This window comes from Cellulosimicrobium sp. BMG9.23, from assembly GCF_059159985.1.
The window spans coordinates 406,963-424,433 of sequence record NZ_JBZGBZ010000002.1 but is presented as its reverse complement, the minus strand read 5'-3'; the positions used below and the strand labels follow the sequence as shown (position 1 = coordinate 424,433).

The window sequence follows — 17,471 nt, the reverse complement described above, 5'->3', positions numbered from 1 at the left end:
GCCTGGCCGGTCGCGACTGCTAGTCTCGAACCTCAACAATTGTTGAGGTCAAGCGCTGCGATGGCGCCCTCCGAGGGCGGCTCGAGAGGAGGGACCGTGCCCGACGCCGTCGGCTCGCCCACCGCTGCAGGCTCGCCCGACGCGGTCGCGAGCGTCCTCGGCTCGCCCGTCGCCGTAGCGCCCGGTGAGGACACGCCCTCGCCGGGCGACGAGCTCACCGTCGGGCAGCTCGCCGCCCGCAGCGGAGTCGCGGTCTCCGCGCTGCACTTCTACGAGCGCGAGGGACTGCTGACGAGCCGACGCACGCCCGGCAACCAGCGGCGCTACCCGCGCGAGACGCTGCGCCGGGTGGCGTTCGTCCGCGCGTCGCAGCGCGTGGGGATCCCGCTCGCGCGCATCCGCGACGCGCTCGCGACCCTCCCCGACGACCGCACGCCGACCGCGAAGGACTGGCACCGGCTCTCCGTCGGATGGCACGCCGACCTGGACGCCCGGATCGAGCAGCTCACGAGGCTGCGCGACCACCTCACCGACTGCATCGGCTGCGGGTGCCTCTCGCTGCGTCGCTGCGTGCTCGTGAACCCGCACGACGAGCTCGGCGAGGAGGGACCGGGCCCCCGGACGCTGCTCGTCGAGGGCCTGGACGACTGACTCTCGGCACTCGGCACTCGGCACTCGGCTCTCGGCTCCGGGCGCCGGACTCCCGGTGACGGCCGACGGGCTCACCAGTTCTTGGTGCTGCCGCTCCCGTCGTCGCCGCCGTCGGACCCGCCCGGCTCGTCGCCGTACAGGTCGCGGTACTCCTGCTCCTCGCGGTCCGCCTCGTCCCGCGCCTCGGAGTTCTGCTCCTCGAGGCGGTCCTGACGCTGCTGCTCCTCGCGCTCGGCCTCGCTCTGCTGGTCGCCCTCGGAGCCCTCGCCCTCCGACCCCTCACCCCCCGACGCCTCGCTCTGCTCGTCGCCCTCCGAGCCCTCGCCCTCCTGCGGGTCGTCGGTGCCCTGGTTCTCGGGCTGGGAGTCCTGGGCCTGCTGCTGCTTGTCCTGGAGCCGCTGCTGCGCGGCCTCGGACTGCTCCTGCTGCTCGGGCGTCTGCTCGGACTCCCCGCAGTCGGGCCAGCCGCGGACCTGCTCGGCCGTCGCGTAGGACTGCTCGGCGTACTCGTACCACTCCTGGACGTCCTGCCGCAGCGCGTCCGGGTCCGGCTCGGTGCCGTCGCCGTACGGGTCGAGGACGGCTTCGTCGTACGGGAGACCGGCGTCGCGTGCGGCGATGGCCTCCTCGACCGCGGCGAGCTCGGCGGCCTTGCCGTCGCCGTACGCCATGTCGTCGTCGCCCGAGATCTCGTACGCGAGCGACAGGTTGGTCTGGATCATGCAGCGTTCCTCGGGCGTCTCGCCCTCGGCGAGGTCGTAGGCCTTCTGCAGCGATGTGATCGCGTCGTACGTCGCCCACGAGTCGCCGGCGCGGGCGTTCGCCGTCCCCGTGTTGAAGTGCGCCTTCCACGGCTCGACGAGGTTCATGGTCCGCTGCGACCCGTAGGTCCCGGCGGCGTCGAGGTACGCGCCCTCGTCGTAGTCGGCCTTCGCGAACGACGCGATCGGCGCGAGGAACGTCAGCTTGAACCCGAGCACGAGCAGCGCGACCACGACGGGCAGCGTGCCCAGCAGCCACCACGTACGACGGCGCAGCCGCGCGCGCCGCATCGCCGCGGCCGGGTGCACGGCTGGCCCGCCGCGGCCGGGCCGGCGGGGCGGGGCCGGGGGCGGGGTCCAGCTCATCGGCGCACCTCCGTGCCCGACGGTGCTCGCTCGCCTGCCGGGCGCGCGCCGGGTCGCACGAGCGACCGGGACGCGGACCGTGCCCAGAACCAGGCCTCGACGCCGAGCAGCACGACGAGCGCGAGCGCGAGCGGCCACACGACGGGACGGTACGAGGTGACGTCCCGACGGCCGTCCGCGGCGACCTGCTCGGGGTCGACCCCCGCGACGAGCGACGCGGTCTCCGTCGGCTCGGTGCGGTGCACGTAGGGGACGCCGAGCTGCTCGGCGAGCGTGCCGAGCGTCTCCTCGTCGATCGTCGAGAGCGCCGCCACGGGCTCACCGTCCTCGCTCGGCTGCGACCAGTCGACGATGTATTCCGCGTCGGCGGGGTCGACGTCCGGGTCGTACTCCTTCATGCGGCCCCCCTCGGGCGTGCCGTACCCGAGCACGGCGCCGCCGTCGATCAGCGGGGCGAGCTCCGCGAACGACCGCGGTTCGCCGTCGGCGGTCTGCTCGCCGTCGGACAGGAAGAACACGAGGCGCGTGTTCGCGGGGTGCAGCTCGGCGGACCCCTCGAGGGCCGTCCTCAGCTCGTCGAGCGGTCGGTCGGTGAGCGACCCCTGCGAGTACCGCGTGATCTCGCGGCGGAACGTCTCGGCCCACGACGTGATGGCCCGCGCGTCGGTGGTGAGCGGGAGCTGGCGCGAGGCCTGCGAGTCGAACGAGATGACCGAGTAGCGCGCGCCGGGGATCGCCTCGGTGAGGCTCACGACGTCGTGCCGCACGCCGTCGAGCCGCTCCTGGTCCTGGCCGGGACCGTAGTCCTCGGCGGCCATCGAGCCCGTGCGGTCGACGACGAAGAACATGTCGACGTTCGTCACCGACGTGTCGCGGTCCGTCGACGCGACCGACGGACCGAGACCGATGAGCGCGAGCAGCACGACCGCACCGGTGCGGCGCACCCAGGCCGCGCGCGGCGCACCCGGGCGGGCGGCGCCGTCGGGCCCGCGCCGGCCGGCGACCACGGCCTGCCACACCGTGAGCGCGAGCAACGGCACGACGACGAGCGCGAGCGCCCACACGGGGACGAGGGGCTGGAGGCTCATCCGTGCACCTCCGTCGAACGCGCGCTCACTGGCGCACCCGCCAGGCCACGACGAGCAGGAGCCCGACGCCCGCGACGGCCACGAGGAACCAGCCCCTCGGGCGGTCCGTGACGACGACCTCGGGCGAGGCGTCGAGCTCGACCGCCTGCTGCGCGACGACGTCGTCGACCATGCCCTGCACCGCGGCGGGGTCGTCGGCGAGGAAGTACAGGCCGCCGTCGGCCTCGACCGTCTCCCGGTACTCCGTCTCCTCGGGCGTCCCCTCGTAGCGCTGGGACCCGCCGAAGATGCCGTGCAGCGTGATGTCGCGCGACGCGACGAGGTCGGCGGCCTGCGGCAGCGTGTAGATGGGCTCTCCCGACACGTAGTTGTCCGTCGCGAGGATGATCGAGCGCGCGCGCTCCGTGTCCTCGCCGTCGAACTGCAGGGCGCACGTCGCGAGCCCGTCGCCGATGAGGCTCGCGCCCGCGAGGTTCGCCGTCGTGCCGGCGGTGAACTCCGCGAACTCGAGGATCTCGGCGTCGTCGGAGCCGCCCGTGTAGTCGAAGTCGGCCGGGTCCTTGTCGAGCGCGTCGATGCCTCGCTGGAGCTCTTCCTGGACGAGCGTGTAGTCGTTCGTCAGGGGGAAGACCGTGCGCGAGGAGGAGTTGAAGATCGACAGCGCGATCCGCTCGCCCTCGAAGCTGTCCACCAGCTCCTGGAACACCTTGAGGACCGCGCCGTCGTACTCGATCATCGAGCCGGACACGTCGAGGCACAGCACGATGTCGCGCGTCCCGAGGCGGTCGACGACGACGTCCGTCTCGACCGGCCGGGCCGCGACCGCGCCCGCGCCGACGACCGCGACGAGGAGACCGAGCGCCGTCGCGCCCTGGAGGAGCCGGTACCGGCGCACCCACGTTGCGAACGCGGGAACCTGAGCCAGGTACTCCGTGTTCGCGACCCACAGCACGTCCCGGTCGCGGTCCCGCGCCCGGCGACGCCGCGCGAGCCACCACGCCGCCGCGCCGAGGGCCACGACGAGGACGACCACGAGCGCCCACAGCCACGGCCAGAGGATCGACGTCCCCTGCGGGCCCGGCGTCACCAGGACCTCACCACGGTGCGGGCCCGGGCGATCGAGTCCTCGGCGTCGGTCGTGCGGGCCTTCGGGTCGTTCTCGTGGTCCGCGAACGACGGTCGGTAGTAGCGCGAGATGAGCCGGGTGAGCTCGTCCGCGCCCGAGAGCTGCTGGATCTCCGACAGCGTCATGGACGAGGCGTCCTGACCGAGGCGGCCCGTCGCGAAGCCGCGCACCTCGGACGAGAGCGCGAGGTGCAGCGACCGCTCGTCGAGCTCGCCCGCGTGGAAGCGCTGCGCGACGGCGTCGAGCCGGCGCTCGTACTCGGTGCGCAGGGCCCCGTACGGGTCGAGCGGTCCGGCGGGCGACGGGGGCGGCGGCACCGACGCGGCCTTCTCCGCGGCGCGTGCGCGGGTGAGCCAGAAGACGAGGAACACGATCGCGGCCGCGACGAGCAGCACGGCGATCCCCACGGCCGTCCACCACCCCGGGTAGCCCACGGGGTCCACGAGCTCATCGGCGGGCACGCTTCTGCCTCCCCAACAGCTCGACGAAACGCTGCACGACGTCGCCCGTGCCGTCCACGAGCACGCCCTCGACCTGGACCCGGCGCAACCGGTCCGCGACCTCCGCGCGCCGCCGCGTCCGTTCCCCGGCCGCAGCCTCGGCGAGCGCCGCCCGGCCGCGCAGGAACGCGGGCAGCCGCAGCGCGCCGTCGACGTCCTCGACCTCGCGGTGGCTCGCTGCCGGACCCCCGACCGCGACGGGGGACAGGTCCGCGACCTGCACGACCATGACCTCGTGCCGTACGCGCAGCGAGCGCAGGAGCTGGTCGTGCTGCGCGGCGGGACGCGCCTCGTCCGTCACGACGACCACGAGCGAGCGGCGCCGGAACGCCGAGAGCACGCGGTCGAGGGGACGGGCGAGGTCGCTCGGCGGGGCGTCGGGCCGCCACAGGCCCTCCACCGTGGTCAGCAGGACCTCGAGGTCCTGCGTGCTCGCGCGCGGTGGGAGCTGGACGAGGCGCTCGGCGTCTCCCGCCACGAGCGCGACCCGGTCGCCGCGGTCCCGCGCCAGGTAGGCGACGAGCGCGCAGCAGAAGCTCGCGACCTCGGCCTTCGTCTCCCCGCTCGGCGCGGTCGCGCCCATCGGGCGCCCCGTGTCCACCACGAGCACGAGGTTGAGGTTCGACTCGCGCACGAACCGCCGGACCACGGGGATGCCCGCCCGCGCCGACGACTTCCAGTCGATGTCACCGACGTCCTCGCCCGGAGCGTACAGGTGCAGGTCGTCGAAGTCCTGCCCGTGCCCCTTGAAGACCGACCGGTGCCGCCCCTCGAGCAGGCCGGAGGCCCGGCGGGCGACCGGAAGGTCGAGCCGGGCACGCACCTGGGCGAGGCGGGAGACGTCGGGCACGGGGATCTCTCGGGTGGTGCGGGACGGGGTCAGGGGGTGGGGACGGCGTCGAACACGGCGTCCACGAGCTGCTCCGGCGGGACGTTGTTCGCGAGCGCGTCGAACGTGCGCACGAGGCGGTGGCGCAGCACGGAGTACCGCACGGCCTTGATGTCGTCGGGCACGACGAACGCGCGCCCCGCGAGGATCGCGAGGGCCTGACCGACGCGCATGAGCGCGATGCCGCCGCGCGGCGACGCGCCGACGCGCACGTGCCGGTCGAAGCCGGGGATCGGGCGCGGGCCGGAGAAGCGCGTCGTGTTGATGAGGTCGACGACGTAGCGCTTCACCGAGTCGTCCACGTAGACGTCGTCGACGAGCGCGCGCAGGAAGCGGACGTCGTCGAGCGAGACCGGCTGGGCGGTGATCGGCTCGCTCATCTGGCCCGTCGCGACGCGCTGCAGGATCTCGAGCTCCTGCTGCGGCGTCGGGTACGTCAGCACCTCCTTCATGAGGAAGCGGTCCATCTGGGCCTCGGGCAGCACGTACGTGCCCTCCTCCTCGATGGGGTTCTGCGTCGCGAGCACCATGAACGGGTCCGGGAGCGGGTAGTTCTCGCCACCGATCGACGTCTGCTTCTCCTGCATCGCCTCGAGCATCGCCGACTGCGTCTTCGCGGACGAGCGGTTGATCTCGTCGAGGAGCACGACGTTCGCGTGCACGGGTCCGAGCTGGGTCGTGAACTCGCCGGTCGCGTAGTTGTAGATCTGCGTGCCGACGATGTCGTTCGGCATGAGGTCGGGCGTGCACTGGATGCGGTGGAAGCGGCCGTCGATCGCCGCGGCGAGAGTCTGCGCGGCGGTCGTCTTGGCGAGGCCCGGCACCGACTCGAGGAGGATGTGGCCGCCCGCGAGGAGCGAGCTCACGAGGGCCGTGCGCAGCGCCTCCTGGCCGACGAGGCGCTGGTCGAACACCTGGCCCACGCGCTTGAGGAGGTGGCTCGCGCGGTCGAGGTCCGCCGTCGAGATGCTGCCGTGCCCTGCGGCCATGGGTCGCCCTTCGGGGTGAGGATCGGTGCGTCGGTGCGGCACGCGGTCCGCACGGGTACGTCCGTCCGGGGCGTCGCGACCCCCCGGCCAACCCGGCCCAGTATGCCAGCGGGACCTGACGACCGACCGGCTCCGTCCACAGGCAGTCCACAGGCCCGGGTGGGAGGGCTCCCACGGGCGCGAAGGGCGCTCCCGCACCCGCGCGGTTCCCGTCCGACGCCGCGACGCGCCTACCCTGGTCGCGTGACCTCGACCGCCGTGCGCCGTGCGCCGACCGACGCGCGCCCCGCGAACCCGTGGTGGCTCGTCCTCGCGGGGCCGTTCGCCGTCGTCGTCGCGGTCCTCGCCGTGCTCGCCGCGGGGGCCTTCTCGGGCGCGTTCGCCGCGATCCCCGGGTTCAGCGACCCGGGCGCGCTGGTGCGCTACGGGACGCCCGTCGTCACCGTGCTCACCGAGCTGTCCGTCGCCCTGACGCTGGGCTCGCTCGTGCTCGCGGCGGTCGCGCTGCCCGCGGGGGAGTCCGTGCGGCGGGCGCTCGGCCTCTCCGGCGTCGCCGCGGCGACCTGGGCCGTGCTCGCCGTGCTCCAGGTCGTCCTGCGGTACTCGTCGATCTCCGGCACCCCCGTCACGGCCGAGACGTTCGGGGACCAGCTCGGCCTGTTCGTCTCGCAGGTGAGCCTCGGGCGCAACTACCTCGCCGTGGTCGTCGTCGCCGCGGTCACCTCGGCGCTCGCGCTCGCCGTGCGCAGCGCGACGGGGGCGCTGTGGACGGCGCTCGTCGCGCTGCTCGCCATCGCGCTGCAGGCCAACACCGGGCACGCCGCGGGCGCCGCGTCGCACGAGCTCGCGGTGTCGTCGATGTTCCTGCACCTCGCCGGTGCCGCGCTGTGGGTCGGCGGGCTCGGGACGCTCGCCGTCGTGCGCGTGCGCGGCGGCCTCGGGCGCCAGGACTTCGCCGCCGCCGTCTCCCGGTACTCCGCGATCGCGCTGTGGTGCTACGTCGCCGTCGCGGTCTCGGGCGTCGCGAACGCGACCATCCGCGTCGACACGCTCGACGGTCTGACCACCGACTACGGCATCCTCCTGCTCACCAAGGTCGCGCTCATCGTCGTGCTCGGCGTCGTCGGGTTCGCGCACCGCGAGCTCGTCGTGCGCCGCCTCGCCGGCCCGACGACGCCCGGTCGCCCGGGCGGTCGAGGCGGCGGTCAGGGTGGCGGTCGGGGTGCCACGGCGGGTGTCGCGGACGCGACGCGGTGGCTCTTCTGGCGGCTCGTCGCGGTCGAGCTCGCGATCATGGGCGCGGTCTCCGGCGTCGCGGTCGCGCTCGGCTCGACGGCGCCGCCCGTGCCGCAGACGGAGTTCGCCGACCCGACGGCCGCCGAGATCGTCACCGGCCACCCCCTGCCGCCCGAGCCGACGCTCGCGCTGTGGTTCACCCAGTGGCGCTGGGACCTGCTGCCGGCGTTCGCGTGCGGCGCGGCGCTCGTCGTCTACCTCGGGTGGGTGCGCCGGCTCGCGCGGCGCGGCGACCGCTGGTCCGTGGGGCGCACGGTGTCGTGGTGCCTCGGCATCGTCATCCTGTTCTGGGTGACGTCGGGCGGGCCGGCCATGTACGGGCACGTGCTGTTCAGCGCCCACATGGTGCAGCACATGATCCTCGCGATGGTCGTGCCGATCTTCCTCGTGCTCGCGGCCCCCGTGACGCTCCTCCTGCGCGCGGTGCCGCCCCGCAAGGACGGGTCGCGCGGCCCGCGCGAGTGGGTGCTCGCGATCGTGACGTCGCGGGTCGGGCAGTTCTTCGCGAACCCGATCGTCGCCGCGGTGAACTTCGCCGGGTCGATGATCGTCTTCTACTACACGCCCGCGTTCGAGTACGCGCTCACGACGTACGCCGGGCACCTCGCGATGCTGCTGCACTTCACGCTCGCCGGCTACCTATTCGCGAACGCGCTCGTCGGCATCGACCCGGGCCCGCACCGGCCGCCGTTCCCGCAGCGGCTGCTCCTGCTCTTCGCGACCATGGCGTTCCACGCGTTCTTCGGCGTCGCGCTGACGTCCGGCGAGATCCTCTTCGTGCCGGAGTGGTTCGGGCTGCTCGGCCGCGAGTGGGGGCCGAGCGCCATCGAGGACCAGCAGCGCGGCGGCGGCGTCGCGTGGGGCATCGGCGAGCTGCCGACGCTGATCCTCGCGATCGTCGTCGCCGTCCTGTGGACGAAGTCCGACGAGCGCGAGGCGAAGCGTCGCGACCGCCAGGCCGACCGCGACGGCGACGCCGAGCTCCAGGAGTACAACGCCCGGCTCGCCGCGATGGCCGAGCGCGACGACCGCACCCCGCGCTGAGCCGCCGAACACGGGGTTGGCCACCGGATCGCGAACTTTTCGGTGGCTGACCCCGTGGTCGAGGGTCGATGATCCCGTGCTCGACGGAGCTTCTGGCCGTCCACAGCCATTGGCTTCCGGCTGGCCCATCCACAGCGACGGGGCGGCGCCCACCGGTCAGGGTGCCGACCGGCTTCCCTGGGTGCATGCGACTGCCTCCCGACCTCGTGCGCACTGCTGACCATCAGGCAGGTCTCCTGTCCGCAGACCAGCTCGCGGCGTCCGGAGTGACGTCTCGGGTGGCGTGCCGTCGCGTCGACACGGGTGCGTGGGTCCGCGTGACCCGGGGCGTCTACGACGTCATGCCCGGATCGTGGTCCGCCGAGTCGTGGGATGCCCGACGGCGTCGCTCGGCCTGGACGGGCCTCCTCGCCTTCGGGCCGGAGGCGATCGCCGTCGGGACGTCCGCGCTCGTGCTGCACGGCGTGCTCGGGCTGCCGACGCGAGTCGTGCCCGAGGTCGCCCTGCCCCGTGCGAGCGACAGGGGCTCGCGCGACGGGATCCGCCTGCGGCAGTTCGACGCGGGCATGACGACGGTCGTGATCGGCGGCCGTCGCGTGGCGTCCGTCGTGTGGGCGCTCGCCCAGGCGGTACCGGAGCTCCCACGGCCGAACGCCCTGGCGGTGCTCGACTCGGCACTGCACCAGGGGCTCGTCGACGCCCGTGGGGTCGAGCGAGCGCACGACCTCGCTCGCGGACGCCGCGGCGTCGCCACGACCCACGCGTTGTGGGGCCTTGCGGACGGTCGCGCGGAGTCGCCGCTCGAGTCGTTCGGACGGCTCGACTGCCACGACGCCGGGGTGCCGCCGGACACGCTGCAGCTCGCGATGCGCGACGCCTCGGGGCGGGTGGTCGCTCGTGGTGACATGGGCTGGCACCTCGGCGGAGGTCACTGGTTGGTCGCGGAGATGGACGGCCAGGACGTGCATGCGGCCCCGGAAGCGGTGTATGCGGACCGCACGCGGCAGAACCGGTTCGTCACCTCGGGGGTGATCGACGTCCTGCGGTTCACCGGCCGTGACGTCCCCGGCGGGGTCGGCGCGGCGGTGGCGTCGTTCCTCGGGCGCCGTGGGTTGATCGCGCGCTGACCGAAGCCCGACCGAGCACAGGCACGAGCACGGGCACGGCTACCGTCGAACACGGGGTCGTCCACCGGATCGCCGCGATTCCGGTGGACAACCCCGTGTTCGGCGCGAGGTCGGGGTGGTCGGCGGGCCGGGGCGGGGGCGTGATAGGACGTACTCGTGAGTAACGACGCCGCCGCGCCCGAGCCCGACCGTCCCACGACCGCCGACGCCACCGCGTCGACACCGTTCCACGACCTCGACCAGTACATCGCCGTCCCGCGGACGAGCGGGCTCGCGCTCTCGCGCGACGGGCGCCGTCTCGTCACGACCGTCCAGACGCTCGACGCGAAGCGCACCGCGTACCGCACCGCGCTGTGGGAGGTCGACCCGACCGGTCAGAACCCCGCCCGTCGCCTCACGCGCTCCACCAAGGGGGAGTCGAGCGCGACGTTCACCGCCGCGGGTGACGTGCTGTTCACGTCGGCCCGCCCGGATCCCGACGCGACGTCGGAGGACGACCCGAAGACCGCTCTCTGGCTGCTCCCGGCCGGCGGAGGCGAGGCGCGCGTGGTCGCGACGGCGCCCGCGGGCGTGGGCGGCCCGCTCGCCGCGGCCGACGCACCCGTCGTCTCGGTCGCCGCCGACCTCCTGCCGAGCGCGCGCGACCTCACGCACGACGGCGAGCTCCGCAAGGCCCGCAAGGACACCAAGGTCGCGGCGATCCTGCACACCGGCTACCCCGTCCGGCACTGGGACCACGACCTCGGCCCGAGCCAGGCGCACCGTTTCGTCGCCGACCTCACCACGCTCGCCGACGAGCCCGCGCGGCCGCTCCCGGCACCGCGCGGCGCCGGTTCCTCGGCCGGCGATCCTGCGACCGGCGATCCTGCGACCGGCGTTCCGGCGGCCGGCACGTCGGCGGCCGGCTCCTCGGCGGACGCGACGTCCGACGACACCGCGCTCCGGGACACCCACGACCCGAGGCTCCTCGACCTGCGGGACGTCAGCCGCGGCGTCGGGCACGGCAGCGCCGCGCCCGGTCGCGCGCTGTGGGAGCACTCTGCCGACCTGTCCTCCGACGGCACGACGCTCGTCACGACGTGGCAGGTCCCCGGACCGGGCGCGTCGACGCGCAGCACGCTCGTCGCGATCGACACGGCCACGGGGGAGCGCCGCACGCTCGTCGACGAGCCGGGTGCGCAGGTGCACGGGCCGCGGATCTCGCCCGACGGCGCGTACGTCGCGTTCGTCCGCGAGACCCTCACGACGCCGCAGCAGGCACCCGAGGAGACGCTCGCCGTCGTGCCGCTGCACGCTTCGGACGAGCGCGCCGGCGCGAACGGTGCGGAAGGGGCCCGCGACGACGCGCCCACGACGCGCGCCGAGAACCACGCCACGCCGCGCACGCTCGCGCCGCACTGGGACCGCTGGCCGACGTCGGCCCGCTGGCTCCCGGACGGCTCAGGCCTGCTGGTCACGGCGGACGACGACGGCCGTGGGCCGGTCTTCCTCGTCGCCTTCTCGCCGGACGGCACGGGAGAGCACGGGACCGCGGAGCGGATCACGAGCGACGACGCCGTCTTCACGGACGTGCAGGTCGCGCCCGACGGCCGCACCGCGTACGCGCTGCGCACGAGCTACCTCGAGCCGTCGCACCCGGTGCGCCTCGACCTCGGGGTGTTCGTCGACAGCGGGGAGCCGGGTGCCCGGACGCCGGTCCCGGCGACCGCGCTGCGCGGCCCGGTGGCGAGCCCGGACCTGCCGGGGACGCTCGTCGAGGTCGAGACCGCGGCGTCGGACGACGTGCGCGTGCGCGGCTGGCTCGCTCTGCCGCGCGGCGCGAGCGCCGAGAACCCGGCCCCGCTCCTGCTGTGGATCCACGGCGGGCCGCTCGGGTCGTGGAACGCGTGGAGCTGGCGCTGGAACCCGTGGCTGATGGTCGCGCAGGGCTACGCGGTGCTGCTCCCGGACCCGGCGCTGTCGACGGGGTACGGACAGGACTTCGTCCAGCGTGGCTGGGGCCGCTGGGGCCAGGCGCCGTACACGGACCTCATGGCGATCACCGACCACGTCGAGACGCTGCCCGAGGTCGACGCGACCCGCACCGCGGCGATGGGCGGCTCGTTCGGCGGGTACATGGCGAACTGGGTCGCCGGCCACACCGACCGGTTCGACGCGATCGTCACGCACGCGAGCCTGTGGGCGCTGGACCAGTTCGGGCCGACGACCGACCACTCCTACTACTGGCAGCGCGAGATGACGCCGGAGATGGCGCTCGAGAACAGCCCGCACCGGTTCGTCGGCGACGTCGTCACGCCGATGCTCGTCATCCACGGCGACAAGGACTACCGCGTGCCGATCGGGGAGGGCCTGCGGCTCTGGTACGAGCTGCTCTCCGCGTCGGGGCTGCCGGCGAGCCCGGACGGCGAGACGGTCCACCGGTTCCTCTACTTCCCGGACGAGAACCACTGGATCCTCTCGCCGCAGCACGCGAAGGTCTGGTACCAGGTGGTCCTGGCGTACCTCGCGGAGCACGTCCTCGGCACGACGCCGGGCGAGGGCGACGCGACCCTGCCGACGACGCTCGGCTGAGCGGGCCGCCGTCGAGCACGGGGTCAGCCACCGCCGAGCACGGGGTCAGCCACCGGACTCCTCGGGAAACGGTGGCTGATCCCGTGTTCGGCTGGCGGGGTGGGGGCCGCGTGCGGCGTCAGGCGACGGGAACCGGCGCACGGTCCGTCGCGGTGCGCCAGCGTCTGACGAGTCGCCGGTCGGCGGCGCTGCGGGCCGCCTCCCAGGCGCAGTGCTGCGTGGTCTCACGGTGCTCGAGCAGGGCGACCCGGTCGTTCTCGAGCGCCCACAGGAGGGCGGCCCGGACGTCGCGGCGTGCGGGGGCGGAAGGCAGGGTGTCGTGCATGGTCCTTCTCGTCGTCGGTGGTCGTCGCGCGGCCTGTCGACCGCTTCCACCGAACGAGACGGAGGAGCTCACCGTCCGTGACGTGACTTCTGTGACTATTTTTCACGAGTTCTGCCGAGCGGCGGCGACGATCGCCTCCGCGAGCTCGCGCGGCCGCGAGAGCATCGGCCAGTGGCCCGTGGGCACGTCGACATAGGTGAGGTCGTGGATCTCGCCGAGCTCGGTGTGCAGGGGCGGACCGGGGTTCGCGAGCTGGGCGAGCACCTCCGACGGGATGGACGAGCAGATCACGGTGGCGGGCACGCCGAGCCGGTCGGCGTTCGACACCCGGACCGGGCCGCGCGCGACGAGGCCGGGCGTCGGCACCGCGCGCTCGCGGAACCGTGCCAGCGCGGCGTCGTCGAGGCCGTCGACGCTCGACCCCTGCTCCGCGAGCTCCTCCCAGGACGGCAGAGCGATCTCCGCGGCACTGCCGGGCAGGTCGAGGCTGAGCGCGGCGCCGTCGACGAGCGGACCCGCGTCCACGTAGACGACGCGCTGCACGCGGGACGGGTCGCGGTCCACGACCTGCTGGACGACGGGGCCGCCCCCGCTGTGCCCCACGAGCACGACGGGACCGTCAAGCCCTGCGACGACCTGCGCGACGGCGTCGACATGGTCGTCACGCGTGATCGCCGCCCGGTCCTGCGCGGTCGACGCCGGGTCGAGCCCCGGGAGGGTCACGGCGTGCGGTGCGAGGCCGGCGGCCTCGAGGTGGGGGACGACGTCGTCCCACGCCCAGGCGCCCAACCAGAAGCCGGGGACGAGGACGACGTGGACGTGCTCTCCGGTCGCCCCGGGGGCCTCGGACGAGTTCTTCTCCTGCTGCATCTCGGTCATGGGACGACTCTCGCACCACGTCGGTGACACCTGTCTGTCACCGATGTTGCGCGTCGTCGCGTCGAGACGCTGGCAGTGCTCGGGAGCCCGGACGGGCTCAGCGCACCAGGCTGTTGCCGTGCACGGCCGCCAGTCGCGACTTCACGCTGAGGAGGGTCTCGATGATGAGGTCCTCCCGACCGTCGCCGAGCCTGCTGATCGGCACCGCGACGCTCATGGCGTCCACGGCGTGGTGACCGAAGGGGAGGGCGACGCCGAAGCAGCGCACCCCGAGGCACGACTCCTCGCTCTCGGTGGCGTAGCCCTGGTACGCCGCGCGGTCGATGATCTCGAGCACGGCCCCCTTGTCGGTGGTCGTGTGCGGTGTGATCGCGGTGATCGACTCCGGCACCAGACCGGGGCGCGCCTCGGCGGGCATCTCGGCGATCAGGGCGCGACCCAACGAGGTGGCGAACGCGGGGAGCCGGCGCCCGACGGCGGAGTGCATGCGCAGAGGATGCACCGACTCGCGCTTCGCGGTGTAGATGACGTCGGCGCCGTCGAGGCGTCCGAGGTGGACCGTCTCGCCGGTCGCGGCGGCCACCTCGTCGAGCACGGACGCGGCGCGGGCGAGCACCGGGTCGCCGTCCAGGTAGGCCGAGCTCACGACGAGCGAGTGGATGCCGAGCTGGAAGACGCTCCCGGTGGGGTCGGTCTGCAGCCAGCCCTTGTCCGTCATGGTCCGCAGCAGGGCGTGGAGGCTGCTCTTGGGGATGCCGAGGCGCGCCGAGAGCTGCAGCTGCGTCCCCGGGCCGCGGGCCGCGATCTCGTCCAGCAGGTCCAGGGCGCGGGCCGCGGACTTGACCGGGCCTGCGCCGTTGGTGCCGGCCGGCTCCGTCCGGGTGTCCTGCTGAACCGTCATGAGCGCTCTCCCTCGTGATGCTTCCGGGGCCCTGCGGCCCGGTTGCCTTCGACCCTACCGCGCGGTTCGCATACATGGACAGGTTTCGGCCCCTTGACCAGTGAGCCGGATCACGTCTATCGTCAGGCACGTTCACATAGGAGAACACAGTTCACAAACCAAAGGCGGTTTGCATGATCCAGGTTCGATACTCCGCATCACCGTCCAGCGCGGAGACGGCTACCACTGCGGACCTGCGGGAGAGCTTCCTCGTCGCGGACCTCTTCGTGAACGGCGAGGTGCGGGGAACCTACACCCACGACGACCGGATGGTGATAGGCGGGGCCGTCCCGGGCACGGGTCAGCTCGACCTGCCCGCGTGGAGCGACGTGCTGGGCACCGAGTCCCACCTCGAGCGCCGCGAGCTCGGTGTCATCAACGTCGGCGCCGCCGGGAGCGTCGTCGTGGACGGCGAGAAGTTCGAGCTCGACCACCTGGACGGCCTGTTCGTCGGCAGGGGGAGAGAGGTGTCCTTCGCCGGCGCCGAGGCGGCCTTCTACTTCGTGTCCGCTCCTGCCCACGCGACGTTCCCCAGCCAGGTGCTCAAGCACGGCGAGGTGGAGCCGGTCGCGCTCGGGTCGGCTGCGGCGGCCAACGAGCGCAGCCTCTTCCGCTACGCCTGGGGCCAGGAGCTGAAGACCTCCGTCCTGCAGTTCGGCGTGACCGTCGTCGCCAGCGGATCGGTCTGGAACACGGTGCCGCCGCACCTGCACGACCGTCGCACCGAGGTCTACTGCTACGTCGACCTCGACGAGGACGACCGCGTCTTCCACTTCATGGGTCAGCCCGGTGCCACCCGCCACCTCGTGCTCCGCAACCGCGAGGCCGTCATCTCGCCGCCGTGGTCGATCCACGCCGGAGCAGGCACCGGGTCGTACGCGTTCATCTGGGCGATGGCCGGCGAGAACAACGCCTACACCGACCTGAGCCCCGTGGCGCTGGAGGACCTGTGACGACCGGCCTCGCCGCAGACGCTGCCGCAGACCCTGCTACCGAGCCGACGACCGAGGCGCGCTCGCCGTTCGATCTCCACGGCCGGCGCGCAGCGGTGACCGGAGCCGGCCGTGGCCTCGGCCAGGCGATCGCGCTCGGCCTCGCGCGAGCGGGTGCGGACGTCGTCCTTCTCGGCCGGCCGGGCAGCCAGGACGTCACCCGGGACCGGGTCGCCGACCTGGGCGTCGAGGTCGACGCCGTCGACCTCGACGTGAGCGACCTCGACGCCGTCGAGCGGGTCAGCGCCGAGCTGAACGGCTCGCGTCAGATCGACGTCGTGGTCAACAACGCGGGGATCATCGAGCGCGAGGACTCCGTCGCCGTCAGCCGCGACTCCTGGCAGCGCGTGCTCGACGTCAACCTCAACGGGCTCTTCCTCCTCACGCAGCACCTCGGTCGGCCGATGGTCGAACGAGGCCACGGGAAGATCGTCAGCATCGCCAGCCTGCTGTCCTTCCAGGGCGGCGTGCGAGTGGTGTCGTACGCCGCCAGCAAGCACGGCGTCGCCGGGGTGACCAAGGCGCTGGCCAACGAGTGGGGACCCCACGGCGTCCAGGTCAACGCCATCGCCCCCGGTTACATGGTCACCGACAACACCGTCGCGCTCCGCGAGGACGCGGACCGCTCACGCTCCATCCTCGACCGCATCCCGGCCGGGCGGTGGGGCACCGCCGAGGACATCGCCGGTGCAGCCGTGTTCCTCAGCTCCGCGGCCGCCGACTACGTCAACGGCCACGTCCTGGCCGTCGACGGCGGCTGGATGGCCCGCTGACCTTCCCGACACACCAGTCCCACCGCCGGACATCGGCACACAACGAAACCGAGGACAGACAATGAAGTTCACCTCTCGACCCACGGCCGCCGTCATCGGCGTCACCCTCGCGGCCGCCGCGCTCACGGGCTGCACGGCTGAAGCGTCCGGTGGGGGCGGTGGCGGCGACAGCACCGAAGCCGGCGCCTGCGCCCCCGAGGACGTCACCCTGGTCGGCCAGGTCCGCAACGAGTCCAACCCCTACGAGGCCTCGTGGCTCGACGGCGGCGACGCCTTCGCCGAGCAGGTCGGCCTCACCCAGGAGCGGCTCACCTACGACGGCGACTCGACGCGTCAGCAGGAGCAGATCAGCCAGCTGCTCGCCGGCGACACCGACTGCCTGGTCATGAACATCCTGCCCAACGGCGACTCCGACACCCCGCCCATCGTCGAGGGCGCCGAGGAGGCGGGCGCCTACCTCGTCACCCAGTGGAACAAGCCGGCCGACCTGAACGTCACCGACTACGACTCCTGGCTGTCCCACATCACCTACGACGGCGTCGAGTCCGGCAAGCAGATCGGCGACGCGCTGGCCGAGGCGATCGGCGGCTCCGGCGGCATCATCGCCCTGCAGGGCATCCTCGACACGGGCGCGGCCAAGGACCGGTTCGCCGGTCTCGAGGAGTCGCTGGCGGCGAACACGGACGTCACGCTGCTCGACGAGCAGACCGCCAACTTCTCCCGTGCGGAGGCCCTGGAGGTGACCAAGACGCTGCTCACCAAGCACGGCGCGGAGGTCAAGGGCATCTGGGCAGCCAACGACGACATGGCGCTCGGCGCGCTCGAGGCGCTGCAGCAGGCCGGCCGGACGGACGTGGCCGTCGTCGGCATCGACGCCGTGCCCGACGCCCTCACCGCGATCGAGGACGGCACCATGACGGCCACCGTCTCGAGCGACGGTCCCTGGCAGGGCGGCATCGGCCTGGCCATCGGCTACTGCGTGGCCACCGGCGAGCTCGCGCTCGAGGACATCGCCGACGAGGACCGCGCCTGGTACGCCGAGCAGTTCCTCATCGAGCAGGACAACGTCGCCGAGTTCACGTCCCCGGCGGTCGACGAGGCCGACTTCGCCTGCGACAACCTCTTCAGCCGGTCGCAGGGCGCGATCTCGTGAC

General features: G+C 73.2%; 16 protein-coding genes. 7 read left to right on the top strand and 9 right to left on the bottom strand.

The genetic code is table 11. From position 1 onward, the window contains the following. The first annotated feature begins 96 nt into the window (after positions 1-96). Positions 97-651, top strand: a complete 555-nt coding sequence (soxR, locus tag AC4H2G_RS03980) for a redox-sensitive transcriptional activator SoxR (protein WP_494364454.1) — start codon at positions 97-99, stop codon at positions 649-651. A 71-nt stretch (positions 652-722) separates the two neighbouring features. On the opposite strand, the gene AC4H2G_RS03975 is transcribed toward soxR, so the two are convergent. From AC4H2G_RS03975 to AC4H2G_RS03950, 6 genes are read right to left on the bottom strand one after another with little or no spacing between them, the layout of a single operon-like run. Further along, positions 723-1,778: a hypothetical protein gene (locus AC4H2G_RS03975; protein ID WP_494364453.1), complete on the bottom strand. Its 1,056-nt coding sequence runs from the start codon at positions 1,776-1,778 to the stop codon at positions 723-725. Beyond that, positions 1,775-2,866 (bottom strand): vWA domain-containing protein, encoded by a 1,092-nt coding sequence (locus AC4H2G_RS03970; RefSeq protein WP_494364452.1) that lies wholly within the window; start codon positions 2,864-2,866, stop codon positions 1,775-1,777. Before AC4H2G_RS03970 ends, AC4H2G_RS03975 begins: the two co-directional genes overlap by 4 nt. A gap of 25 nt (positions 2,867-2,891) precedes the next feature. Beyond that, the gene (locus AC4H2G_RS03965) at positions 2,892-3,953 is read right to left on the bottom strand and encodes a vWA domain-containing protein (RefSeq protein ID WP_494364451.1); all 1,062 of its coding nucleotides are present in this window, start codon (positions 3,951-3,953) and stop codon (positions 2,892-2,894) included. Further along, positions 3,950-4,453 carry a hypothetical protein gene (locus AC4H2G_RS03960; RefSeq protein WP_494364450.1) on the bottom strand — a complete coding sequence of 168 codons (504 nt, stop codon included), beginning with the start codon at positions 4,451-4,453 and terminating at the stop codon, positions 3,950-3,952. The genes AC4H2G_RS03965 and AC4H2G_RS03960 overlap by 4 nt, the downstream gene beginning before the upstream one ends. Beyond that, the gene (locus tag AC4H2G_RS03955; RefSeq protein ID WP_494364449.1) at positions 4,440-5,342 is read right to left on the bottom strand and encodes a DUF58 domain-containing protein; all 903 of its coding nucleotides are present in this window, start codon (positions 5,340-5,342) and stop codon (positions 4,440-4,442) included. Before AC4H2G_RS03955 ends, AC4H2G_RS03960 begins: the two co-directional genes overlap by 14 nt. A gap of 29 nt (positions 5,343-5,371) precedes the next feature. Next, positions 5,372-6,370, bottom strand: coding sequence for an AAA family ATPase (locus AC4H2G_RS03950; RefSeq protein ID WP_494364448.1), 999 nt, complete (start codon positions 6,368-6,370; stop codon positions 5,372-5,374). A gap of 243 nt (positions 6,371-6,613) precedes the next feature. Between AC4H2G_RS03950 and AC4H2G_RS03945 the strand changes: the two genes are divergently transcribed. The 3 genes from AC4H2G_RS03945 (at position 6,614) to AC4H2G_RS03935 (ending at position 12,408) form a co-directional block, all read left to right on the top strand. Beyond that, the gene (locus AC4H2G_RS03945; protein WP_494364447.1) at positions 6,614-8,710 is read left to right on the top strand and encodes a bifunctional copper resistance protein CopD/cytochrome c oxidase assembly protein; all 2,097 of its coding nucleotides are present in this window, start codon (positions 6,614-6,616) and stop codon (positions 8,708-8,710) included. A gap of 185 nt (positions 8,711-8,895) precedes the next feature. Continuing rightward, positions 8,896-9,837, top strand: coding sequence for a type IV toxin-antitoxin system AbiEi family antitoxin domain-containing protein (locus AC4H2G_RS03940; RefSeq protein WP_494364446.1), 942 nt, complete (start codon positions 8,896-8,898; stop codon positions 9,835-9,837). 156 nt (positions 9,838-9,993) lie between these two features. Beyond that, entirely contained in the window at positions 9,994-12,408 is a 2,415-nt protein-coding gene (locus tag AC4H2G_RS03935) for a prolyl oligopeptidase family serine peptidase (RefSeq protein ID WP_494364445.1), read from the top strand. A 118-nt stretch (positions 12,409-12,526) separates the two neighbouring features. Here the strand turns inward: AC4H2G_RS03935 and AC4H2G_RS03930 are convergent, their stop codons facing one another. From AC4H2G_RS03930 to AC4H2G_RS03920, 3 genes are all read right to left on the bottom strand, one after another. Continuing rightward, positions 12,527-12,733, bottom strand: coding sequence for a hypothetical protein (locus tag AC4H2G_RS03930; protein WP_494364444.1), 207 nt, complete (start codon positions 12,731-12,733; stop codon positions 12,527-12,529). Between the two features lie 102 nt (positions 12,734-12,835). Further along, positions 12,836-13,612 (bottom strand): alpha/beta fold hydrolase, encoded by a 777-nt coding sequence (locus AC4H2G_RS03925; RefSeq protein WP_494364443.1) that lies wholly within the window; start codon positions 13,610-13,612, stop codon positions 12,836-12,838. Between the two features lie 97 nt (positions 13,613-13,709). Beyond that, positions 13,710-14,513, bottom strand: coding sequence for an IclR family transcriptional regulator (locus tag AC4H2G_RS03920; RefSeq protein ID WP_494364442.1), 804 nt, complete (start codon positions 14,511-14,513; stop codon positions 13,710-13,712). 173 nt (positions 14,514-14,686) lie between these two features. Between AC4H2G_RS03920 and kduI the strand changes: the two genes are divergently transcribed. The 3 genes from kduI (at position 14,687) to AC4H2G_RS03905 (ending at position 17,470) form a co-directional block, all read left to right on the top strand. Next, positions 14,687-15,505, top strand: a complete 819-nt coding sequence (gene kduI, locus AC4H2G_RS03915; protein WP_494364441.1) for a 5-dehydro-4-deoxy-D-glucuronate isomerase — start codon at positions 14,687-14,689, stop codon at positions 15,503-15,505. A gap of 95 nt (positions 15,506-15,600) precedes the next feature. Further along, the gene (locus AC4H2G_RS03910) at positions 15,601-16,317 is read left to right on the top strand and encodes an SDR family oxidoreductase (protein ID WP_494364525.1); all 717 of its coding nucleotides are present in this window, start codon (positions 15,601-15,603) and stop codon (positions 16,315-16,317) included. A 61-nt stretch (positions 16,318-16,378) separates the two neighbouring features. Further along, positions 16,379-17,470, top strand: coding sequence for a sugar ABC transporter substrate-binding protein (locus AC4H2G_RS03905; protein ID WP_494364440.1), 1,092 nt, complete (start codon positions 16,379-16,381; stop codon positions 17,468-17,470). Position 17,471: the final 1 nt, after the last annotated feature.

What these genes read in the sequence shown, in the direction of transcription:
- AC4H2G_RS03975 (WP_494364453.1), bottom strand. Translation starts at nt 1,778, where the DNA reads ATGAGCTGGACCCCGCCCCCGGCCCCGCCCCGCCGGCCCGGCCGCGGC.
- AC4H2G_RS03970 (WP_494364452.1), bottom strand. Translation starts at nt 2,866, where the DNA reads ATGAGCCTCCAGCCCCTCGTCCCCGTGTGGGCGCTCGCGCTCGTCGTC.
- AC4H2G_RS03950 (WP_494364448.1), bottom strand. Translation starts at nt 6,370, where the DNA reads ATGGCCGCAGGGCACGGCAGCATCTCGACGGCGGACCTCGACCGCGCG.
- AC4H2G_RS03940 (WP_494364446.1), top strand. Translation starts at nt 8,896, where the DNA reads ATGCGACTGCCTCCCGACCTCGTGCGCACTGCTGACCATCAGGCAGGT.
- AC4H2G_RS03930 (WP_494364444.1), bottom strand. Translation starts at nt 12,733, where the DNA reads ATGCACGACACCCTGCCTTCCGCCCCCGCACGCCGCGACGTCCGGGCC.
- AC4H2G_RS03925 (WP_494364443.1), bottom strand. Translation starts at nt 13,612, where the DNA reads ATGACCGAGATGCAGCAGGAGAAGAACTCGTCCGAGGCCCCCGGGGCG.
- AC4H2G_RS03920 (WP_494364442.1), bottom strand. Translation starts at nt 14,513, where the DNA reads ATGACGGTTCAGCAGGACACCCGGACGGAGCCGGCCGGCACCAACGGC.
- kduI (WP_494364441.1), top strand. Translation starts at nt 14,687, where the DNA reads ATGATCCAGGTTCGATACTCCGCATCACCGTCCAGCGCGGAGACGGCT.
- AC4H2G_RS03905 (WP_494364440.1), top strand. Translation starts at nt 16,379, where the DNA reads ATGAAGTTCACCTCTCGACCCACGGCCGCCGTCATCGGCGTCACCCTC.